This window comes from Bacillus sp. cl96 (assembly GCF_900100505.1).
GTDB classification, from domain to species: domain Bacteria; phylum Bacillota; class Bacilli; order Bacillales; family Bacillaceae_G; genus Bacillus_A; species Bacillus_A cereus.
Map to the genome: position 1 here is coordinate 156650 of NZ_FNDM01000005.1, position 21297 is coordinate 177946.

Sequence of the window (21297 nt, forward strand, 5' to 3'; positions counted from 1 at the left end):
TAAAAAAATATAAATATTATTTAAGCATTCATTTTTTCTTGCAAAGTTTCAAACAACTGCCCCATCGTAATATTTCTCAAAACTTCTTCCATCGCGGATTGTGCTTGAATTAAAATAATTTCTAACACCGCTTGAATATTCGCCCCAATTGGACAATCTGGATTCGGTTGCTCGTGAATATGAAATAGCTTGTCTTCTTCGACTACGTTCACTGCATGATACACATCTAACAATGTGATTTCATGTAAATCCTTTAGTAATCCCGCGCCACCCGGTCCACGATTTACGTAAACAAAGCCAGCTTGTTTCAAGTACGACATGATTTTACGAATGACTACTGGATTTGTATTGACACTCTCAGCCATATAGTCTGAAGTACAAAGTGAAGATGGATTGTTTTTTTAAATAGATAAAATATGAACAGCTATGGAAAAGCGGCTACTAATTTTCATCGTAATCACCACCTCGATGTAATCATTATAGTTACAACTAAAAAATAAGTCAATCCTTTTCATAGATTTTTTATAAGTAAATTAAAAAGTGCCCCATTATGATATATGAGACACCCCTTTTTATTCTGCACATAGCGCTTGAAATTCTTCAATAAATAGCTGTACAGCGATTGAAGAATCCTTTAATGAAGGAACAGCTAAAGCAATTTCTCTCCATACTTGCGGTTCTAATTCTCTCGTTTGCACATTCTGTGGTAAATTCGTTAAAGATAATTCAGCTAATATTGCAATGCCTAATCCTTCTTGAATCATATTTAAAGCTGTAGTAACGGTAGAAATTACATACTCAGCCCGAAGTGGTACGTTGGCTTGTTTAAACATATCAATGATGGGTGGTTCGTATCCGCCCTTACATAATATGATCGGTTCATTCTCCAAATCACGAATTGTAATAGAGTCCTTCTTACAAAGAGGATGATCCTCTCTTAAGATAGCAACCATTTTTCCCTTCGTTAACGGGACAATCTCCATCTCTTTATTAGGCAAAATAACAATTCCTATATCAACAACCCTCGATATTAACCAATCTTCAACTTCTTTAATTGTTCCTTCACAAAGAACGACCTCTAAGCTCGGATACTTCTCCTTAAAATGGTTTATCATTTTCGGTAAGAAATGTGCAGAAGCACTCGGAAAACTCCCAATTCGAATCGTCCCCACTTCGTGTCCTTTCTCCATCGCAACTTCTTGTTCAATCTTCTCTACACCGTTCAAAATCTCTCTAATATGTACAAGAATTCTGTTTCCTACATCCGTAACGAGTAATCCTTGTCGTTTATCACGTATAAGAATCGTAACTCCTAACTCTGACTCAATACTTGAAATGGCATGACTTACAGCTGGCTGCGTCATATTTAACACCCTGGCAGCCTTCGTAAAACTACCTAACTCAATAGTTTTTATTAATACTTGCAGTTGTGTAATAGTCATAACTAATCACTTATACTCCTTATAAAAAAGATTCATTTTATTTATTACATTCGATATCATATCATAGTGAAATGAATAACAACAAGGAGGTCTTACCGTGACACAGCTTTCTCGAACTAAGACGGCCATAATCCTTACCTTTCTCGTTTTCATGTGGGGAATCAATTGGCCTTTATCTAAGTTTGCCCTGCATTATACACCACCCGTTTTATTTGCAGGCGTTCGAACTTTAATTGGAGGATTCATTTTACTCCTTTTCGCTCTACCCAAATATAAAGAATTACATTTAAAAGAAACGTGGCATTTATACGTTATTTCTTCTTTACTTAACATCATTATATTTTACGGGTTACAAACTGTTGGTCTTCAATATATGCCTGCTGGGTTATTTTCCGCCATTGTATTTCTACAACCAGTTTTACTCGGTATTTTCTCGTGGATATGGCTTGAAGAATCAATGTACGGCTTGAAAATTTTCGGGCTTGTTCTCGGATTTATTGGTGTAGGTGTTATTAGCTCAAGCAGTTTAACAGGACATATTTCTGTTATTGGAATCCTTCTCGCGTTAGGATGCGCTATTGGCTGGGCACTTGGCACAGTATTCATTAAGAAGACTGGTCACCGTGTGAATGCCATTTGGATGGTAACAATTCAGCTTCTTATCGGTGGTCTTTGTTTAATCGGATTTGGCTCAGAATTTGAAAGTTGGTCTAGTATTGCTTGGAGTATGCCATTTGTTAGTGTACTACTCTTTATTTCATTCTTTGTTATTGCAATGGGGTGGCTTGCATACTTCACACTCGTTGGAGCTGGTGAAGCGAGTAAAGTAGGGGCTTATACATTCCTTATTCCCCTTATCGCTATTATTGTAAGTTCAATCTTCTTACATGAAGCCATTACAATGAGCTTATTTATTGGCCTATTATTTATTGTTGTGAGCATTTGTTTTGTAAATATAAAGCCGAAAACACTTGCTGTAAGGCAGCAGGTTGAAGTGAAATAAATATGAGAAAGAGCCTACTATTTGTAGGCTCTTTTTTATATCTTATTTTTTACGACGCACTACAAAAACACACGCACCTACCGAAGATACAATTGCCAAAATAGATAAAACAATTGCTATCAACTGCATATTACTAGTACCTTCATTCTTTTCTACATTAGATACTTCACCATGTTCTCCTGTTAATGACGTACCTTTTGCAATTGTAGTAAGTGAATGCGGTTTTTCAGCTTTCTCATCGCCTGTCCATTCAACAATTTCTCCGTCTTTATATTGTTGATATGCATCCCAAGCTATTTTTTGTTCTTTATCCGGATTTTTAGCGACGAAAGTAAATCGCTGGAACTGACCGGGTAAAATCCCTTCTCCTATTGCTTCCCATACTACAGTTTTCACTTTTCCGGCATTATCTTTCTGCTCTTCCATTTTCCACCCTGGCACTGGTTCATACTGTTGGAATTCCACACCAGACGGTATTTTCAGTGTAACTTTTGTTGTTGCTATATTCTTTTCAACTGGTACTTTTATCGTGTAAGTCTCCCAAGAACCGATGTCAGAAGTTGCTGGCTTCACAGTAACGTGCGCACTAACAGGTAACGAAAACATTCCCATTGTAATTGCTGTTGCGATCATTGTTGTTCCTAATTTTTTTATACGTTCCATTTTCAATTAGCTCCTTTTTATCTATACCTACTCTTTATCCCGCTATTCGCCGGGTAGCCCAATTGATGAGGGCTGCTTAAAGTTTCACTTTATCTGCCACCTACAATAAATTTATAATCCGTATCGAAGCTATCAAGCGATTTCGTTAATCCATGTACTTGTATATTCCAGTTTCCTGTCATGTTAATATACATACCTTCTGCTTCATATTCTCCCGGTGAAACTGCCGAAACTTTAAATGATCCTTTTCCCATATTCATATCTAACGATTGAGTCGTTAATATAATTTGTTCCATATCAGTAACGGGTTGTCCGTTCTCATCCTTTAAAGTAATATGGAATATATTTTGTCCTACTCTATTAGGACTTACATTTAGCGTCATTTCATATCCATTATCTAATTGTTTACTCTCTGTAAAAGGTCCAGTAGGAGGCATCGGTGGTGTTTGTACGTTTGTCATAAAAGCTACGATGACGAAAATGATAATTCCAATGATAAACTCTACTTTCACCGTAGCACCTAATCCTTGCTCCGCTCTCATTTTCCCTTTCACATAATGAATAATTCCCAATATCCCCATGAAAACGAATAAAAGTATCTTTGCTAGTAAAGCTAATCCATACTTCGTATCAAATAACGAGTGGATTGTTGGAATAAAAAATGTACTGTTAAAAAGACCTGTTATTAAAATCACAATGACAGCGCATGTTGCCCACGGTGAAAAACGCTTAATCATATCCCAATACATATTCCATTTGTTATCCTCTTTACGTAACAGAAGAATAATAGACGATAAACCACCAATCCATAATGAAGCTGCGAATAAATGTAAAAAATCCATAACAACAGCAATATCTTTAAACTTTAAACCATATGCGTGACTATTAAATGCTTTCATAACAAGTATTCCAATAAACAGCACTATTGGAATACTCCATACTTTAAAAGACGATAGCTTCTCACGCCTCATCGCAAAATACGTAACGATTATAAGCGAACTAATGAGAACCATTTGAGTAATCCAAACATAACTAAAAACAGAAAGCTGTAACGTTTCTTTTAATAGTAAAGGATTGAATGCTTCTAGCCATGAAACATCAGCATTTATTTTCGCTTGCAGTGGTAGATTGAATAACAAGCTAGTAAATATCCCTAATAAGGAAATCCATATTATGTTCTTACTCCTTGATCGAACCGAGGTTGCATTCCCTTTATACATAATAAGATTAAAGAATAGCACTCCTATAAATAGTGAGAAACTTGTATATAAAATTCCACGTTCCATGATCATATCAATTTGCGGAACATACCCCATCTCTTCCACTTGTACATCGTCTGTTTCCGCTTCCGCTAATCCAATACGGAATGGAATAACCCCTTGAATTGGATGTCCATCAGCTGAAATAGCTTTCCACTGAATAGAGTAGAGACCATTTTTGAGGTTTTCTTTTAATCCGGCTTCTAATAGTTTTTTATTTTTTTTATCAATATGAGCATCTTTTAAATCGACCCTTTTACCTGATGTATCTCTCACGTACAATGTATTAAAACGTGAAACTTGTATGTCCTCATCGAATTCGATTTTTACAACAGATGGTGCTTTCTTCAATGTTTCATTTTCAGTAGGGTTTGATTTCACAACGTACGCATGAGCAGATGCACTTTGCGGGATCAATATGATAAGCACACACACAAGTAATAACAATGTCCCTAACCTTTTCATTACTTTCACACTCATTTCACTTCTTTCTTCCTCATTGCTCTATTTTCATTACTTTAACTTCCAAAGTTTGATTCTGGGCAAAATATTAACCTGATTAAATATAAACTTCTAGAAAGTATAACTCTTTATTTCTCTTCCATCTCTAAACTTCCAATATAATAGTAACTATCATGATAGATACAACTTACATTTTTAAAGTCGATTGTTATTATATCATAAAATATATTTATGTAAGTTATCAAAGAAGAAAAGTTATCGTGAATCATTTGTGAAGAAAATGTGAAATACATAAATAAAAAGGTATTACGTTATTACGTAACACCTTTAAAAAAATATCCCTCTTCTATTTCTCTTCCGGATAATCACAATACTCGATAATCGTTCCTTCAGTATCCGCTGGGTTAAGATAAATTAACCTTCTACCGTGCTTATTAATGCGTAGTGTATGCTCTAATGTCCGAATACCTTGTTCTTTTAACTCTTCTAGAGCCACATCTAAATCATCGACACGATACGCAACGTGATGAACACCTTTACCTTTTTGTTTAATAAAACGGGCAATTGGAGATGTCGTATTATTCGTCGGTGCAAGTAATTCAATTCTATCTCCATCCACTTCAAGAATGGCTACTTCGCTTTCCACACCAGGAGCTTCACTTACGTAACGATCTATTAAAGTTCCTAGTAACACATTTTCATAAAAACGTATCGTACTATCTATATCACGAACTGCGATTCCGATATGATCAATTGTTTTTTTCATTTTATTTCCCCTACCACTTTATTTTTTCTCATTATTAATAGTAACAAAAAAAGCTATAGAAACAAGTTCTATAACTTTTTTTATTTAACCTATTTTCTTATCCGCTCTAGTTGCTGGTTGAACTTGGTTTTTCACTTTTAAAATGCTAAGTCCATATCCGATAAATCCACCGATAATCGCTGGGAAGATCCAGCCTAATCCTACTTCCTGCATCGGAAGGAATTTAGTGAACACTTGGCTTACTACTTCAATGTTAACTCCAGCTGCACTTAATCCATCGAATAAGCTGATGATAAATGTTACGATTAAGCTCACTTGATAAACTTCAGCTCTTCCTTTGAATAATGAATGGAAGAATGTTAAGAAAATCAATACGATTGCTAGTGGATAAATTGCTGTTAATACTGGAACAGAAACTGCGATTAACTGTGTTAATCCTACATTTGCAACAATTGCACTAAATACACATAGCGTGATTGCAATTGCTTTGTAAGGAACATTTGGGAATAACTTATGGAAGAATGAAGAACATGCTGATACAAGTCCCACACTAGTTGTTAAACAAGCTACTGTAATCATTAATCCTAATAATACTCCGCCATATGATCCGAAATAGTAGTTAGAAACTTTCGCTAATACTTCTCCGCCGTTCTCTAAATGTCCAAGCTTTGCAACACTTGAAGCACCCATATAAGAAAGTGCTGTATAGATAATTGCTAAAATAGATGCTGCAATAATTGTCGCTTTTGCACAAACGACCATAATTTGTGTTTTCGTTTTCGCACCTTTTTCTTTAATAGCATTGATAATGATAATCCCGAATACGAATGATGCAAGCGTATCCATCGTTAAATATCCTTCTTGGAATCCTTTAAAGAATGCATGTGATGTATAAGCTTCCACTGGTGCTTGCATATCTCCAATCGGATGTATAAAAGCAACGATTACTAAAATACCGATGAAAGTCAACTTAATTGGTGTTAAGATTTTTCCAACAATATCGACAATTTTCGCGGGATTTAGCGAAAAAAAACAAGTGATACTAAAGAATATAATTGTGAAAAGAATTAAAGGTGTAGAACCTACTCCTTCTGGCATAAACGGTTTAAGACCAATTTCATAAGAAACATTTCCTGTTCTCGGTATTGCAAATAACGGACCAATCGCTAAGTATAAAACTGTTGTAAACACAATCCCAAACACTGGGTGAGCACGACTAGCTAACGACTGCAAATCATCTTTACCTGAAAAACCAAATGCTAGCACACCTAGTAATGGTAATCCAACACCAGTTACTAAAAATCCAGCGTTAGCAATCCATACATTCTCTCCTGCTGATTGACCAAGCATCGCTGGGAAAATTAAATTTCCCGCTCCAAAAAATAGTGCAAATAACATTAATCCAATAACTACTATGAACGAAAACGGTACTTTATTCGCCATAATATAACCCCCATTCAAGTTTCCTTATCTCATTTTCCAATTTTAACTAATTGAATTTTCTGAATATTTAATTTAAGTATCAACTATTCTTGAACTCATTATAATTTGCTATATAATATTTTGCAATACTATTTTCGAACTTTTCTTTTATTTTATAAATATACATTTTTTAACATGAAAAATAGACTAAAAAACCAACATGGTCATCCATGTTGGTTTTTCCATTTACTATCATGAATTAAAATTTTGCTGCTACTTTTTTAACGTTTTCTAGACCTTCTTCAACAATTTGTTGTGAACGATCTGGATATTGATTGTGTCCTTCAATTACAACTGTCTCTGGATTTGTAATTCCCCAGAATCCAAGTACCGTTGTTACGTAATTAACTGCCATTTCCATAGGAGCCATTTGCTCTGAAGAGTAATCTGAACCACGAGCACCTAACACAACTACTTTTTTACCACCAACTAAACCTTCTGGGCCATTTGCTGTATATTTAAACGTTTTTCCAGCTTGAGATAAGTATGAAATATATGTGATTAATGGCGCTGGTACTGTAAAGTTCCATAATGGGAATGCAAATACAACCTTATCAGCTTCTAAAAACTGATTTAAATATTGATCTACTGTAGCAACTGCCTTCTCTTCTTCAGCAGTTAACTCCATGCCTTGGCTACGTTTATATCCACCTGAAATCGCGATATTTCCGTAATAAGGAAGATCTAATGCAAATAAATCTAATTCCGTAATTTCTGTATTTGGATTTGCTTCTTTATAAGTACTTACAAATGTTTCATACATTTTTGAACTAACTGCTTGCTCCGCTGGACGATCGTTTGCTTTTACAAATAATACTTTTGACATTTTTTTATTCCCCTCTACATTCGTATTTTCTTCTTTTTTACCAAATAATGAGCTAAATAGTCCCATTTTCTTCACCTAATCTTTCTTTTCATATTCATTATTCATCATCATAAAAATTCTTATTCTAAGAAAAAGTTCCAATAGATACCTTAAGTTACGCTATCACAACTTTTTGTTATTTAATTACCTTATGTAAGTGATTGTAATATAGTCACTTACTTTAGTCAAGTAACTTTTAATAAAAAATAAAATCACAAATTAAAAATATTAACTAAAATACAATTGAACACCAAATACATCTTTATTACTTGTATAATAAACTTTGAGAGGAAAATTCATATATAGAAAGGATTTATTCATGAGCACTATAGAAAAGATTCAAACTTTTATTATTCTTTTTGCTGTTACATGCGGCATCGTACTCGGACAATTTAATATGATACATACGTATTCAGACAAATTTATTGTCCCCTTCTTATTTTTCATGCTATATGGATTATTCCTCAGCATTCCATTAAAAGAAATAAAAAACGGATTTCGCAATTTAAAATTTGCTGGAACAAGTCTTACTATTAACTTCTTATGGACACCTTTACTCGCTTGGGGGTTAGGAGCACTATTTCTTTCCGATCATCCAGCACTTTGGGTTGGATTTATAATGTTAATGGTTACTCCATGTACAGATTGGTACTTAATCTTTACTGAAATAGCGAAAGGTAATGTAGCACTTTCTACTGCAATTTTACCTGTAAATTTAATTTTGCAAGTACTGCTCCTTCCCATTTATTTATTTTTATTTGCTGGTGTCATGAAAACTGTAGCGATTTCTGTTTTAGTAGAAAGTATTGTTATCGTAATCGTCTTACCATTTATACTTGCACACGCTACAAAGTTCATTATGAATAAAATGAAAAAAGCTGAAACTCTCGAGAATAAACTCATTCCGTTTTTCAGCTCTGCTCAAATTGTATTTTTAAGTTTAGCAATAGTAGCGATGTTTGCATCACAAGGTAAATATTTACTGCAAAATATGAATGTCGTTTTATTATTACTCGTTCCTGTTCTATTGTTCTTCATCATTAATTTCTTACTAGGACAATTTATCGGGCGCATCATGCATTTATCTTACAAAGATACAGTAAGTCTAAGCTTAACAACGTTAGCAAGAAACTCACCTGTTGCACTCGCTATCGCTGTAACAGCTTTTCCAGACGAGCCTCTTATCGCACTTGCACTCGTTATTGGACCGTTGATTGAGTTACCGGTACTAGCTTTTGTTTCACAAGTTTTGTTGCTTATTAAGAAAAAACGGCAATACGCATAATAAAAACCGTCCCATTTTGGGACGGTTTTTATTATGGAAAGATTACATACAACACTTGCTTCTTATTTATCAATACAAATGAAATTACCGAAACTACAAACGTAATAATACCAATTGTAATAAAGTGAAACTTTAATCATTGGGGGTTTTGTTCATCCCCCAATGATTATTAGCCCTCACCACTCCCGCATTAACAAATCCTTTCTAATTAAAAATGATAGGAAACGTAAATATAACGAAAGCTGCCCAAAGTCCATATATTGGCAAATACTTCGTAACGGCATCTTGGATAGCTTTTAGTCCTGATTTATTTTGCAAGAAACGCATATAGGCAAACATAATCCAAATGAGATTTGCCCAAATCAGTATGTTTACTCCTAAAACAGCAAGTCTATTAGGTGTAATCCCGTAAGAAGAAAGTCTGAATACTATGGCTGACAATGCGACAGTGTCAATAATAAGCGCCAGAACAATTAAGGAAAAATTTATATAATCTGAAATGTTCTTTTTCTCGTCCGAGTCACTCTCAACGATAGAAAATATAGTAACAGCCAATACGCCAAGCAGTATTCCGTTGAAGGCCATTAGGAAATTGCGATCCAAGAATGGATTTTTCCCGATCCAAATTACCGTTATAAGATAGATAAGCAAGGTAATCAGGACGAGAGGACTAAAAATTTTAGATATGTATGGTGTAATATTTTTAGCAAGCTTAAGATTCATTGATACTAAGTATGCAGTCACAATAGCGAGAGCCGCTGCTCCAAATAAAACAACATTACTAAAATAGAATTCTCCTATATCTAAGTCAACAAAGCTAAATAAACGCATGGTGAATACCGCAAGTATCATTCCGCTCACTGCCATGCTCCCGTAGAGAAGACAATATTCTAAATTAAATTTAATATAGGCTAATCTTGTACTGCCTTTTGAATATTCATTTCCTGTAAATGCAAGCCCTACTAAGACCCATAAAAATATAGGAAGATGTAAATACGCAAGTATGGTACTGTCTTTATAATTTACTGGCAGCGTATTAAGATAATACCCGGAAATTAGGAACAACGCTGCAAGGGAATAAATAATACTTTTTTTCGGAGTATTATTGTAAACAAAATAAGCAGCAATAAAGGGAATTACACCAAAAGCCAAGTTAATTGGAGCAATTGCTTCCTGCTCAACAAAGTGGAAAATGATCCTGGTGCTTATGCCGGCCAGAATAGCTAAAAGGCCCATGAATAAGAAACCTTTTTGAAACAAAGATGTTTTTTCTTTATTTACTTTCTCCTTGAAATGCAACCTTTCATACCAAGCACCTAGAACTTGAGAATCAGGGTTTTGGTCCCATGCTTGTGAGAATGCTTTTTTAAAAGCTTTCGGATCTTTTCTATACATCTTCTCCAACTCATGGGGGTTATCCATATTTTTAACAATCAAATTGTTAATGTTCATAGTTATACCTCCTCTAATTTTAAAAATAAGGTTGTTACCTTTTAACAAAAGCACCTCACTCATTTATTATGATTTTGATTTTAATACAAGTTTTATCGTTTTACAATAAAAAAATATCATTTAGAGACTTTTTTTTATCGTTAAATTTTATATTAAAGAAAAACAAAAGAGCATGACAATTTTATGTCATGCTCTTTTAACAAATTAATTCTCAAATACAAAGTTAATCTTATTATCTTTCCACTCTAATTTCGCATCAAACGTTTTCTCGCCCTTTTTAAAGCCTTTAATTAAATCCGTCTTTTCCCCTTTTAAGAGCTTTGTCATATTCTTTTGCGAAATTGTTTTACTTAATATCTTCTTTGAAATGGTGAAATCACATTGCGTTGTATTATAGTTAGAACAACCGTAAAACGTTGACTTATCAATTACATCGCCATCACATTTTTTACAGCTACCAACCTTTTTACCCGTTGTAAATTTCGATCCTTTTCGTTCAATCGATTCAACATGTAGTCCAGTGAAATCCCACTTCTCAGACATTTCCACTGCATCTTCAATAATTTTAGCTGATAGCTTTTTCGTCTGTTCCATAAATGTAGCTGGTGAAGCTGTACCTTCACCAATTTCCGCAAGACGTTGTTCCCATTTCGCAGTCATTTCTGGTGAAGCTAGTATTTTATCACCAATTGCGGTAATTAATACTTTTCCTTTATCAGTCGCATACACTTGGTTTTTCTTTACATCTATATACTTACGGTCTTTCAGCATCGTAATAATACCTGCGCGAGTCGCTTCCGTACCTAAACCTTCTGTTTTCTTTAATACTTTCTCCAGCTCTTCATTCTCTAAATACTTACCAGCTGTTTTCATTAACGTAATAAGTTGTCCTTCTGTATAGCGCTTCGGTGGCTGTGTTTTTCCTTCTTTCACTTTCACCTTTACAACTTTTCCTTCTTCGCCTTCAGCTACAATTGGAAGAATGGTTTCGTCATCTTTATCGTCTTGGAAAATAACTTTACGCCAACCTTCTTGAATTTGCTGTTTTCCTTTTGAAATGAATTCAGCACGTTCATCTACAAGCGTTACAATCGTTGTATAGTCAAAGATTGCAACTTCATAATGAGCTGCAATAAGCCTTCTTACGATCATATCGTATATTTTCTTTTCATCACCTGATAGTCTGCTTGGGTTTGTAACTTGCTCTGTCGGAATAATTGCGTAGTGATCTGTTACTTTCTTTTCATTTACATAACGCTTGTTATTCATAATGGATTCAACCGGAGCCGGTAATAAGCCTTTATATTCATCAAACTGACTCAACTTCTGTAAAATATCAGGGAACGTCGCTGCTTCTCCTTGTGTAACATAGTTAGAATCTGAACGTGGATAAGAAACAATCCCTTTTTGATATAGTGCTTGCGTTATATCAAGCGTCTTTTTCGGTGAAAACTTAAAGGCTTTATTTGCCGTTGCTTGCAGTGATGATAAGTTAAATAAAAGCGGCGGCTGAAACTCTTTACGCTCCGTTTTCATTTCCTTCACAACAGCCGGTTTCCCTTGGCAAAATGCCGCAATTTTATTCGCCATATCAGGATCTTTTAAGCGGGATTCATTATCCTTTTCCCATTTTCCGTCATATTTCTTTCCTTCTATATTAAAGGTTGCAAACACTTCCCAGAAAGGCTCTGACTTAAAGTTTTCAATTTCTTTCTCTCGCTTTACAATCAATGCTAACGTTGGTGTTTGGACACGACCAGCAGAAAATACATCATTCATTCCTTTTTTCTTTAACAAAATACTAAAGACACGTGATGCATTCATACCAACAACCCAGTCAGCGCAAGATCTTGTGTATGCTTCGTAATACGTATTAATTGTATCTGATTCATCAAGTAGATTTTTAAATCCTTGGTAAATAGCTTGCTTCGTTAAAGATGAAATCCATAGACGTTTCATCGGCTTTTGCACGTTACAAAGATTAATAATATTTCGTACGATCAGTTCCCCTTCACGCCCAGCATCTCCTGCGTGAATGATTTCTGTTACCTGTGGATTATGTAACAGCTGTTTCACAACGTTAAATTGCTTATACTTTGACTTTGTTACTTCAAATTGAAAACGTTCTGGAATCATCGGTAATGTATTAAGTGACCATTTTTTCCACTCTGCGTGATAATGCTCTGGATTACATAACTGCGTCAAATGACCAATTGCCCATGTACAGTACGCTCCATTTGGAAATAACTCATTCGCTTCTACCTCTAAATATCCATCTTTCCGGCGATATTTAAACTGTGAAACAAGAGCCAACCCTTGATCTGGTTTCTCGGCAATAATTAATTTCATTTTATAACTCCCTATCTGTATTCCAGTGTTACTTTCATTGTCTATATGTTTAGAAGCGATGATAAAACAACAATCTTATTTATCATTCGCGGTTTGTCTCGCAAATGGGAGACCTATAATATTATACGCTTATTCTTTATGGCTTCACAATAGAAACTCATAATATAACAATTTCTTTCACATGCTTATAATTAAAAAAGACGCCCTAAAAAATCAAGCGTTCCTTTGCTTACATCTATGAAATTGTGCAGATAATATGCAGATATTAATAAGCATAAGTACCCTCCATATAAACATATGATGAAATGAACGATAGGACAAGGAGGTATCATAATGTTTGCTTATACGTTAACTACCTTAACACTTTGCTGTACCTCAATTCTTATTACATCCAATATTTCTAAACGTAAGGGTACCCTAATGGAGTATATGGTATTTATTATGTCTTTTAGTATGAGTATCGGTTTAAGTATTGGTTTTTACTTAGGTATTCTCTTTAAGGAGGAATTACTATATTCTACTTTGCTTGCTATTTCAATTAGTGGTTTTATCGGCTTTTTAATCGGTCTACGTTTTCACCTATATACCGCTTTAGAAGGAATGTTCTCTGGATTAATGGCAAGTATGATGGGAGCAATGATTACAGAAATGTTAAACGCTCAACAAGCTCATAGTATATTGTTCATTAGCCTTTTACTTACTATAACGATTACTATGTCCTGTGTGATTCAATTATTATCGGAGAACTTTTCTACTTTTATCCAACAGCGTTTTTTGTCATTACTTTCAATTAGTGTAGTAATTATCGTTGCCGTATTCGCGACATTCCCAGATCATACTCCCTCACCTACATCCGGGCATGATCAACACATACATTAGTACTTGCAACAAAAATGAATAAGCAGCTATCCATAGGATAACTGCTTAATATTACTCTGGCTTATTAGGAATGTTTCGGTTTGGAACATAATCCGATTTGTAATCTGTATATTTTACTTCTGTTACCATCCCAGCTGAAGCATGGTGTAAATCATGACAGTGGAACATCCAATCGCCTGGATTATCTGCTACAAAGGCTACTTCATATTCTTCTCCCGGTTTTAAGTTCAATGTATCTTTCACAATTGGAGAACCTTCTATCGGTTTTCCATCTTTACTCAATAACTGGAAGAAGTGACCATGTAAATGCATTGGATGATCGTCCATTTTAGAACCATTTACTAATTTTACTTTTACTAAATCACCCTTTTTTACTTGAATTGGGTCAATATCTGGAAATACCTTTCCGTTAATTGTATATACCATTTCATTTCCATTCATTTGCGTATTTAAGTCCATATTATATGTGGCAGTATACTCTTGATTTAATGTGAAACTACCTAATTTTTTAGCACCATATTTCGTCATATCTACTTTCGGTAATTTTTCTTTTTCATCTGCTTTATCTTTCATCTCTTTGCTGCCATCATATTCAATAACAGCTTTCATTCCTTTTGCACCTTTATTTTTCGAATGGTCTTCAACATACCATTTCCCAGGATTATTAGCAGTAAATTCAATATCATAACGTTCACCCGGTGCGATTGAAATTACTTTATCCTTTATAACTTTTGGATCGTTTATTGGTTGACCATCTGTCGCAATTACTTTTATATCATGGCCATGAACATGTATATCATGTGATAGATAACCAGCATTGACGAGTCTAAGACGAACGTTATCTCCCTTATTCACTTTTAATGGCGCTACTAAATCACCGCTTTTTCCATTGATTGTGAATAAATCGTACATACTCATATCATGACCTTCCATCTTCATATTTCCATGGTCCATTCCTTCCATATTACTAGAGTCTTTTTTATCACTGCCCATGTTCATATCAGAATGAGCCATGCCGTTCTTATCATCATTCTTTTCCCCATTTTCATTACCTTTAGATTTATTACCTATTTGCCCTTTTGTCATTTCTTTTAACTGCTTATTCATTTCTTCTTTATCTGTAACCCATTCATCCAACATTAATGTGTAATCTTTATCATATTTTTCCTTTGTATCTTCTACAATGAGCGCTCCATACAAACCTCTATCTAATTGATTTACAGAATCTTGATGCGAGTGATACCAGTACGTTCCTGGTACGTTCGCTTCAAATTCGTAAGTGAAACTTTTTCCTGGTTCAACTGCATCTTGTGTCACGCCTGGAATTCCATCCATGTTATTTGGGACAGGATATCCATGCCAATGAATAGATACTGGTGCAGATAATTCATTTTTTAATGTCACTTTCACCTTTTCACCTTTTTTCACCCGAATTTCTGAACCAGGAGATGAGCCATTAAATGTCCAGACTGGAACAATAACACCGTTACTTAATTTTTGCTTTTCTTCTTTCGCTATTAAAGTAACTTCTGGTCCTTTTTCAACTTTCAATGGTGTTGTAGCTGTTTCAGTCTGTAGTGTTTTTTTATCATTCATATTTTTATGATCATTTGTTGTATTTGTCGTCACAGAACAGGCAGCAATTAAAAATATTGCAGAGACTGTAATGACTGCTAATACAAATCGCTTCATGGAAAATCCCCCCTTTTTCTTTTTCAAAATCATTATAGAGGTTGATTTTCAAGAAAATAAGGAGATGTAATTAGATCTTACGTAAGCTAATTGGAAGATTACTAAAAGCGGAGACATTACAAGAGGCGAATATTTTAGAAATACATAATGCTTTCCTTGTAGCGACTATATTAGCCGTTCTCGTATTTGTTTTGACGTTATTTCTTAAGAAACAATAACACTGCTATTATTAAATAAGAAAAATGTAGCTAAAATGCTCTTCACAAAAGAACTTAGATTTTTGTATAATAAGAACTAATGTTCTTTACAGACAATGGACTCAAATTACACAAATATATCAAATAGAAGAGGATTGATATACGATGAAAATTGATAGACCAAAAATTTCACCAGAGTTATCTTCAAAGAATTTTCAAGATATTTTTTATGAAGAAGATCCAACATTAGAAGTCTGTGAAATTATAGACTCCACTTTCGAAAATGAATGTGTAGATAGAGTGCGATTGTATGATGCAGTGATAAAGAATTGTAAATTCACTAATACAGACTTTAGCAATATTGATATTACAGATGTTTGTTTTGAAAACTGTGATTTATCAAATGTTAATTTAAGCAATTCTTCTGTTCACAGAGTCGAATTTAAAAACAGTAAATTAATCGGAGTAAATTTCACAGAATCTAGCTTAGGAAATGTTAAATTTGAGAATTCAATTTTGAATTTAGCAGCATTTGGAAATTCTAAACTGGAAAAAATTATATTTAATGAAACTTCATTAAATAATGCAGATTTTTTTGACTGTAAACTTAAAAAAGTTGAATTCCAATTATGTAGTCTTGATGAAGCTAATTTTGATCAGACATCACTGAAGGGGATAGATATTAGTTCTTCTACCTTTGATACACTTACAGTTTCAGTGAACGATTTAAGAGGATGTAAAGTATCAACATATCAAGCTGTTCAGTTTGCTACTTTATTAGGATTAATAATTAAAGATTAGTATTTCGAAGAAAAGAACCCTATCCCGAATCATGGATTTTTTAATTGTCCACGGTTCGAGATAAAGTTCAAATAAATTAGTGATGACTCTTTTATTATTTAACTACAGCTTGGTTTCCTTTTACATGTTCATTATTTACACTCATAAATCCTTCAATTTCTTCAACTTCCCTAATGATATCTTTTGACAAGTTTTCATACCCGTCTTTCGTTACAAGAATGTCATCTTCAATACGAATTCCAATTGATTCTCCCTCAATATAAAGACCAGGTTCAATTGTTATAACCATACCTTCTTCTAACACTCTATCTTTATATGTTCCTACATCATGTGTATCTAAACCAAGGAAATGGCTGACACCATGATAATAGTATTTTGATAACTCTTCATCTTCTTGAATTAAACCAATTGCTTTACACTCTTCTGCCAGTACCTTTTTTGTATGCTCATTTAATGCAGCGAACTTTAATCCTGGCTTAATAAGCGCTGTTGTTTCTTTTAATGCTTTTAATACAATATTATAAATTTGTTTTTGACGACTAGAGAATGTTCCATTTGCCGGGAATGTATAACTAATATCAGCGTTATAGTAGTCTTTTTGAGCACCTAAATCTAGTAATACTAAGTCACCATTTTGAATTTGTGCATCATTATCTTCATAATGAAGAACTGTAGCATTTTTCCCACTCGCCAAAATTGTATTGAACGCATGGTGCTTAATGCCAGATGATTTCAGTGTAAAATCAAATTGAGCTTCTAATTCATACTCCATCATGCCTGCTTTTGCATTTTTTAACACATTGTAAATACCATCTTTCGTTACAGCAATCGCTTCTTTAATAATTTCAATTTCTTCCTCTGTTTTAAATACTCGTAATTCACAAATGTTCGGATATACATTACCAATTGTTACGTGTGGGTATTTTTCTCTTACATGTTTAGCAAATGCTAATGTTTTTGTCTCCGTACCATTCCAATCACGACGTTCTATATCTAAATATAGATGCTTCGCATTTTCTGTAAAAAGTATATTTGACATTGTCTTTTCAAAGCTATCTAAATATACAACTTTCTTTATACCTGAAATTCCCTCTGCTTCTTCGCTAGAAACTGTCTTCCCAACCCATTTTTCCATTACTGGATCTGATTTTTCAATGAAAAGTGTCTCTTCTACACTATTCCCAAACTTTTTCAGCATAAAAATAACATTTGGTTCATCGATTCCCGTTAAGTAATAAAAATTACGATTCGGTACAAATTTATAATGTGCATCAGCTGACATATGCGGTGCTTGTCCCGCAAATAAAATCGTAACGGATTCATCAGGTAATGTTTTCGTTAGTCTTTCTCTATTTTGAGCAAAAAATGTTGATTTCATAATAATCCCCCTAGTGTTCTATGTATGCTTGTAAAGCTAATTGTCCTCTGTTATTCATTTTATTATTGTTATAATTTTTCGTCAATTTTTAACCTTTTAGATGGTGTTGACATAATAAAAATTAAGCGTTAAAATAACTATATATTAGTAAGTAACTAATATAATTAAATCTAACTAGAGGTGAATCAAATGAAAAACATTTTATTCCGTATTAACGAATTGTCAAAAAAAGAAAAAGCGAATGGATTAACAGTTGATGAAAAACAAGAACAACAAATGTTGCGCCAAAACTATACACAAACATTTCGTGGAAGCTTAGATTCCATTTTATTAAACACAAAAATTGTTGATCAAAATGGTCTTAACGTTACACCTGCTGCATTACAAGATGCTCAAATACGTTTAAAATTAAGCAAATGAGTTCCGCGCTAAAGAATTCTAATAAAACATAAAAAGAGCTGGATTTCCTATATAGAAATTCCAGCTCTTTTTATTGTCTTTTTTAATTTAGTAAACGAGCGATACATCGCAATTCTCCACGACACAATCATCGCAAATGCAAGTAAGAAAAACATTCCACTTAACTCCGCTAAATCAATCGATTGACTTAAATATGATTTCAACGCTACTCGTACAGCTAATAATCCGACTAAAATAAATATAAATGCTTTTGACGGTTTCATATATATTTGTTCGTCTCTTATTTCAAACTTCGTTGTTTTTATAAGAAATACAGAGAAAATAAGCCCTGCAATAATTGCTTCTATTATTTCTAACGACGTTAATCGGAATTCCGGTAAAAAGTACATCATTGCTCCAGTACTCATAAAAATTGGCGGCAATATAATTTTCTTTTTCGTTATCGGCTTTTTCGCTGCTTTAAAACGTAGAAACATTACCCCAACAGCCATACAAACCGCTATGACACTTGATAAAAGTGCTATCATACTTTCCACTCCTATCTATTTAAATGACTTTTTTAGCAAAATCATAAACCAAACGAGCCCGATACTTATAATAACATGACCTAATCCAGCCATATGGCTTAAACCGTAAAAGTCAGTTCCATTTACTTGTAGAAGACCTCTCCATAGCATTGTAGCAATAGTAAAGATTACTCCTACATTATAAACAACAAACCATGCACAAAAGCTCTTTGTTTCTTGTACATGAAACACTTTACATAAAGCTAAAGCAATTAAAAAGAATACAAAACCGAGCACTAATACATGTGTATGCACTAATTGCAACATTGTGGATCCTTTAATTCCTTGTGCTTTCGTATACTCTCTTGCGAATACACCTGATAATAAACCAATAATTAAGTAAATAAATGCCGCATTATATAATTTCTTCATTTTATTCCTCCTGTTGTAAACTTTCTATATTCGCTGCAATCATTTTACGGAAAGTTTATGAACGGAATATGAATAAAATATTACATCCTATTTTCAAATAAAAAGCCATTTTGTTTATATTGGTTTACCCATTTCAAAATTACGGTGTCTCTTATACCAATAGCTTTACTAATTTCTCGGTAACTTTCATTTCCGTTCAAATAACGTTGAACGATGTATATTTTTTCATCAGTTGTGAATTTAACCATAGAAAAACTGCACCTCCAATTGTTAGACTGTGTCTAACAATTGGGGTGCAGTTCAGTTTTTAATGGTGGGATGCTCTTTTATAATTTGTTCATTATTGATTATTTTCCATCCTGTAAGTTTCTAGCTTAATTTAAACCATTGCTTCAGTTTCTATAATTACTAAAATTACCCTTTTCTCATAACCGTCTAATATTCCTAGAATTTCCGGGATTTTTGAGTTCATGCGGTTAAGCCCTCTCAATTATTTTAGAACTTAACTAATCTTAGTTTGTAACTCCATTCCAAACATCGACATCATTATCATCTAAAATGGCTTTGATTTTATCTTTCTCAAAAACTACCAGATATTCATAAGGTAAGGCTAAAACTTGAATAATTGAAGGTCTAATTTTTAGTAGCTGATATGCGTAATATGCTTCTAATTCACCGTCAGTTTCTTCTGTTTCATCGACAGGACCGATATACCAACCAGAATCACCTTTGTCACAATCCCTAGCTCTTTGTAAATAAACCTCATCTAGTTGTAACACATTTTTTGAAGTCACTATTTTATCGCTAAACTTTATTGTTTCACCGTCAATATTTAACTGACGTAAACAATGTACTTGTTCTAATTGCACCCATAAAGCAATTGTTAGATCATCTGTAGTATCCTTAAATGGATTTTTTGTATAATCTGGGGCAATAATATGATACCCATCTTCACGTTTGGATAGAACAAAAATAGACCAACCAACTTGCATAGAAAATCTATCAACTAATTTGTTATCTTCTACTTTAGTTAGCAAATACAATAACTTTTCTATCTGAGGGCCTAAATGTTCTTCTGCTGTAGCTATTATCTTTTTACCACCTATATTTTTAACTATTGTTTTCAATGGATTGTAACCTCTCTTTTATTGATTTTTTCAAAGCTTCTCTAGCCACTGCTTCACGTTCTAACATTTCTAGTCTTATAATTTCCGGAACCTTACTGTATTTAGGGTGCCCCGGCCATGTACTCCAATCTTTTGCATTCAATGTAAGTTTTCGCTCAATGTGTTGTGCTTCTTGACGGATATTTATAAAGAAATGAGATAACTCTTTATCGTTGTGCCAAGTTTCTAAAATACGGTTAAATAAGCGGTTGCTTCGATTTTTCAATTCGTGAAAATCAGCTTCCGCTTGTTCCTGAGTTCGAAGCGCGGATTAATTTCGGTCCTGTTCTTCAAATACACTTCGTAATTTTTGATTTAACTGTTTAATTTGGTTTTTGATATCTCAATCCATTTTTTTCCTCCTACCGTTTTATCTTTACGAAGGTGGTCATATTAGCGGAAAGTATTGTGAAGCTCGTGATCCATTCTCTCAAACTCTTTGGCTACCGAATGAATGTTATCGACCGCTTGTTGAAAGGCGGTGGAAAATTGTTTCGTCAAATCTAAAACTTGTTGGTTCGCTTCTTGTGCTTTTGAATTAACTGAAAGCGTAGTACGTGTCGCCTTTTTTATAGAACGATTTGTTGCGCTTTGGATTGTATCTGAAGCTGCTCTCATTTGCGTTGCGATTTGTGTAGCGCTTTGAAAATTACTTTGAAATTGTCCCATCGTATAACCCCCTTCTATACTTAATAGAGCATGAAATTTATACCATATTAGTATAGATTTTTATATTGATAGAGAACCTTTGTTGGTAGGGTGTTTTTTAGAGTACGAAAAGTAATTCAATTATAAAAA

19 protein-coding genes and 3 pseudogenes are annotated in these 21297 nt (G+C 33.8%); 5 read left to right on the forward strand and 17 right to left on the reverse strand.

The features are described from left to right. Window positions 1-20: 20 nt before the first annotated feature. Window positions 21-452, reverse strand: a pseudogene (locus BLT20_RS13350) (Rrf2 family transcriptional regulator). A gap of 120 nt (window positions 453-572) precedes the next feature. Continuing rightward, complete coding sequence (locus tag BLT20_RS13355) at window positions 573-1442, reverse strand: LysR family transcriptional regulator (protein ID WP_073339731.1); 870 nt, start codon at window positions 1440-1442, stop codon at window positions 573-575. 97 nt (window positions 1443-1539) lie between these two features. Between BLT20_RS13355 and BLT20_RS13360 the strand changes: the two genes are divergently transcribed. Next, window positions 1540-2445 carry a DMT family transporter gene (locus tag BLT20_RS13360; protein ID WP_000192812.1) on the forward strand — a complete coding sequence of 302 codons (906 nt, stop codon included), beginning with the start codon at window positions 1540-1542 and terminating at the stop codon, window positions 2443-2445. Between the two features lie 42 nt (window positions 2446-2487). Here the strand turns inward: BLT20_RS13360 and BLT20_RS13365 are convergent, their stop codons facing one another. The 5 genes from BLT20_RS13365 to BLT20_RS13385 form a co-directional block, all read right to left on the reverse strand. Continuing rightward, the gene (locus BLT20_RS13365; RefSeq protein ID WP_000439685.1) at window positions 2488-3108 is read right to left on the reverse strand and encodes a YcnI family copper-binding membrane protein; all 621 of its coding nucleotides are present in this window, start codon (window positions 3106-3108) and stop codon (window positions 2488-2490) included. Window positions 3109-3197: 89 nt separating this feature from the next. Further along, window positions 3198-4847 (reverse strand): copper resistance CopC/CopD family protein, encoded by a 1650-nt coding sequence (locus BLT20_RS13370; protein WP_000114308.1) that lies wholly within the window; start codon window positions 4845-4847, stop codon window positions 3198-3200. 328 nt (window positions 4848-5175) lie between these two features. After that, window positions 5176-5595, reverse strand: coding sequence for a VOC family protein (locus tag BLT20_RS13375; protein ID WP_000750850.1), 420 nt, complete (start codon window positions 5593-5595; stop codon window positions 5176-5178). A gap of 84 nt (window positions 5596-5679) precedes the next feature. Further along, window positions 5680-7038, reverse strand: coding sequence for a branched-chain amino acid transport system II carrier protein (brnQ, locus tag BLT20_RS13380; protein WP_001284786.1), 1359 nt, complete (start codon window positions 7036-7038; stop codon window positions 5680-5682). A gap of 238 nt (window positions 7039-7276) precedes the next feature. Then, entirely contained in the window at window positions 7277-7969 is a 693-nt protein-coding gene (locus tag BLT20_RS13385; RefSeq protein WP_000522528.1) for an FMN-dependent NADH-azoreductase, read from the reverse strand. 292 nt (window positions 7970-8261) lie between these two features. On the opposite strand from BLT20_RS13385, the gene BLT20_RS13390 reads away from it, so the two are divergent. Beyond that, window positions 8262-9227, forward strand: coding sequence for an arsenic resistance protein (locus BLT20_RS13390; protein WP_000103809.1), 966 nt, complete (start codon window positions 8262-8264; stop codon window positions 9225-9227). A gap of 204 nt (window positions 9228-9431) precedes the next feature. Here the strand turns inward: BLT20_RS13390 and BLT20_RS13395 are convergent, their stop codons facing one another. Next, complete coding sequence (locus BLT20_RS13395) at window positions 9432-10679, reverse strand: DUF4153 domain-containing protein (RefSeq protein WP_001024720.1); 1248 nt, start codon at window positions 10677-10679, stop codon at window positions 9432-9434. Between the two features lie 204 nt (window positions 10680-10883). After that, entirely contained in the window at window positions 10884-13028 is a 2145-nt protein-coding gene (gene topB, locus BLT20_RS13400) for a DNA topoisomerase III (RefSeq protein ID WP_000766771.1), read from the reverse strand. Between the two features lie 333 nt (window positions 13029-13361). Here topB and BLT20_RS13410 point away from each other — a divergent pair, with 333 nt between their 5' ends. Then, a complete protein-coding gene (locus BLT20_RS13410) occupies window positions 13362-13907 on the forward strand; it encodes a hypothetical protein (protein WP_000458533.1) in 546 nt (181 codons plus the stop codon). A 51-nt stretch (window positions 13908-13958) separates the two neighbouring features. On the opposite strand, the gene BLT20_RS13415 is transcribed toward BLT20_RS13410, so the two are convergent. Next, the gene (locus BLT20_RS13415) at window positions 13959-15599 is read right to left on the reverse strand and encodes a multicopper oxidase family protein (RefSeq protein WP_000819883.1); all 1641 of its coding nucleotides are present in this window, start codon (window positions 15597-15599) and stop codon (window positions 13959-13961) included. Between the two features lie 362 nt (window positions 15600-15961). Here BLT20_RS13415 and BLT20_RS13420 point away from each other — a divergent pair, with 362 nt between their 5' ends. After that, window positions 15962-16597, forward strand: a complete 636-nt coding sequence (locus tag BLT20_RS13420) for a pentapeptide repeat-containing protein (protein ID WP_000687265.1) — start codon at window positions 15962-15964, stop codon at window positions 16595-16597. Window positions 16598-16691: 94 nt separating this feature from the next. On the opposite strand, the gene BLT20_RS13425 is transcribed toward BLT20_RS13420, so the two are convergent. After that, a complete protein-coding gene (locus BLT20_RS13425; RefSeq protein WP_000842982.1) occupies window positions 16692-17975 on the reverse strand; it encodes an aminopeptidase P family protein in 1284 nt (427 codons plus the stop codon). Window positions 17976-18164: 189 nt separating this feature from the next. Between BLT20_RS13425 and BLT20_RS13430 the strand changes: the two genes are divergently transcribed. Beyond that, the gene (locus BLT20_RS13430; RefSeq protein WP_000789773.1) at window positions 18165-18395 is read left to right on the forward strand and encodes a DUF896 domain-containing protein; all 231 of its coding nucleotides are present in this window, start codon (window positions 18165-18167) and stop codon (window positions 18393-18395) included. A 47-nt stretch (window positions 18396-18442) separates the two neighbouring features. Here the strand turns inward: BLT20_RS13430 and BLT20_RS13435 are convergent, their stop codons facing one another. The 6 genes and pseudogenes from BLT20_RS13435 to BLT20_RS13460 form a co-directional block, all read right to left on the reverse strand. Further along, window positions 18443-18922 (reverse strand): CcdC family protein, encoded by a 480-nt coding sequence (locus BLT20_RS13435; RefSeq protein ID WP_000561068.1) that lies wholly within the window; start codon window positions 18920-18922, stop codon window positions 18443-18445. Window positions 18923-18937: 15 nt separating this feature from the next. Next, entirely contained in the window at window positions 18938-19333 is a 396-nt protein-coding gene (locus BLT20_RS13440) for a DUF2871 domain-containing protein (RefSeq protein WP_000737876.1), read from the reverse strand. 104 nt (window positions 19334-19437) lie between these two features. After that, a pseudogene (locus BLT20_RS13445) lies at window positions 19438-19581 on the reverse strand (transposase); the annotation flags it as partial. 264 nt (window positions 19582-19845) lie between these two features. After that, the gene (locus BLT20_RS13450; RefSeq protein WP_000849724.1) at window positions 19846-20460 is read right to left on the reverse strand and encodes an immunity protein Imm33 domain-containing protein; all 615 of its coding nucleotides are present in this window, start codon (window positions 20458-20460) and stop codon (window positions 19846-19848) included. Window positions 20461-20587: 127 nt separating this feature from the next. Continuing rightward, window positions 20588-20839: pseudogene (locus BLT20_RS31050) on the reverse strand (DUF3958 family protein); the annotation flags it as partial. A gap of 53 nt (window positions 20840-20892) precedes the next feature. Further along, window positions 20893-21168, reverse strand: coding sequence for a TIGR04197 family type VII secretion effector (locus BLT20_RS13460; protein ID WP_000529649.1), 276 nt, complete (start codon window positions 21166-21168; stop codon window positions 20893-20895). Window positions 21169-21297: the final 129 nt, after the last annotated feature.

Coding starts and splice junctions, on each gene's coding strand:
- BLT20_RS13425 (WP_000842982.1), bottom strand. CDS start 17,975: ATGAAATCAACATTTTTTGCTCAAAATAGAGAAAGACTAACGAAAACA.
- BLT20_RS13430 (WP_000789773.1), top strand. CDS start 18,165: ATGAAAAACATTTTATTCCGTATTAACGAATTGTCAAAAAAAGAAAAA.
- brnQ (WP_001284786.1), bottom strand. CDS start 7,038: ATGGCGAATAAAGTACCGTTTTCGTTCATAGTAGTTATTGGATTAATG.
- BLT20_RS13355 (WP_073339731.1), bottom strand. CDS start 1,442: ATGACTATTACACAACTGCAAGTATTAATAAAAACTATTGAGTTAGGT.
- BLT20_RS13370 (WP_000114308.1), bottom strand. CDS start 4,847: ATGAGTGTGAAAGTAATGAAAAGGTTAGGGACATTGTTATTACTTGTG.
- BLT20_RS13395 (WP_001024720.1), bottom strand. CDS start 10,679: ATGAACATTAACAATTTGATTGTTAAAAATATGGATAACCCCCATGAG.
- BLT20_RS13365 (WP_000439685.1), bottom strand. CDS start 3,108: ATGGAACGTATAAAAAAATTAGGAACAACAATGATCGCAACAGCAATT.
- topB (WP_000766771.1), bottom strand. CDS start 13,028: ATGAAATTAATTATTGCCGAGAAACCAGATCAAGGGTTGGCTCTTGTT.
- BLT20_RS13385 (WP_000522528.1), bottom strand. CDS start 7,969: ATGGGACTATTTAGCTCATTATTTGGTAAAAAAGAAGAAAATACGAAT.
- BLT20_RS13420 (WP_000687265.1), top strand. CDS start 15,962: ATGAAAATTGATAGACCAAAAATTTCACCAGAGTTATCTTCAAAGAAT.
- BLT20_RS13375 (WP_000750850.1), bottom strand. CDS start 5,595: ATGAAAAAAACAATTGATCATATCGGAATCGCAGTTCGTGATATAGAT.
- BLT20_RS13390 (WP_000103809.1), top strand. CDS start 8,262: ATGAGCACTATAGAAAAGATTCAAACTTTTATTATTCTTTTTGCTGTT.
- BLT20_RS13410 (WP_000458533.1), top strand. CDS start 13,362: ATGTTTGCTTATACGTTAACTACCTTAACACTTTGCTGTACCTCAATT.
- BLT20_RS13440 (WP_000737876.1), bottom strand. CDS start 19,333: ATGAAGAAATTATATAATGCGGCATTTATTTACTTAATTATTGGTTTA.
- BLT20_RS13435 (WP_000561068.1), bottom strand. CDS start 18,922: ATGATAGCACTTTTATCAAGTGTCATAGCGGTTTGTATGGCTGTTGGG.
- BLT20_RS13415 (WP_000819883.1), bottom strand. CDS start 15,599: ATGAAGCGATTTGTATTAGCAGTCATTACAGTCTCTGCAATATTTTTA.
- BLT20_RS13460 (WP_000529649.1), bottom strand. CDS start 21,168: ATGGGACAATTTCAAAGTAATTTTCAAAGCGCTACACAAATCGCAACG.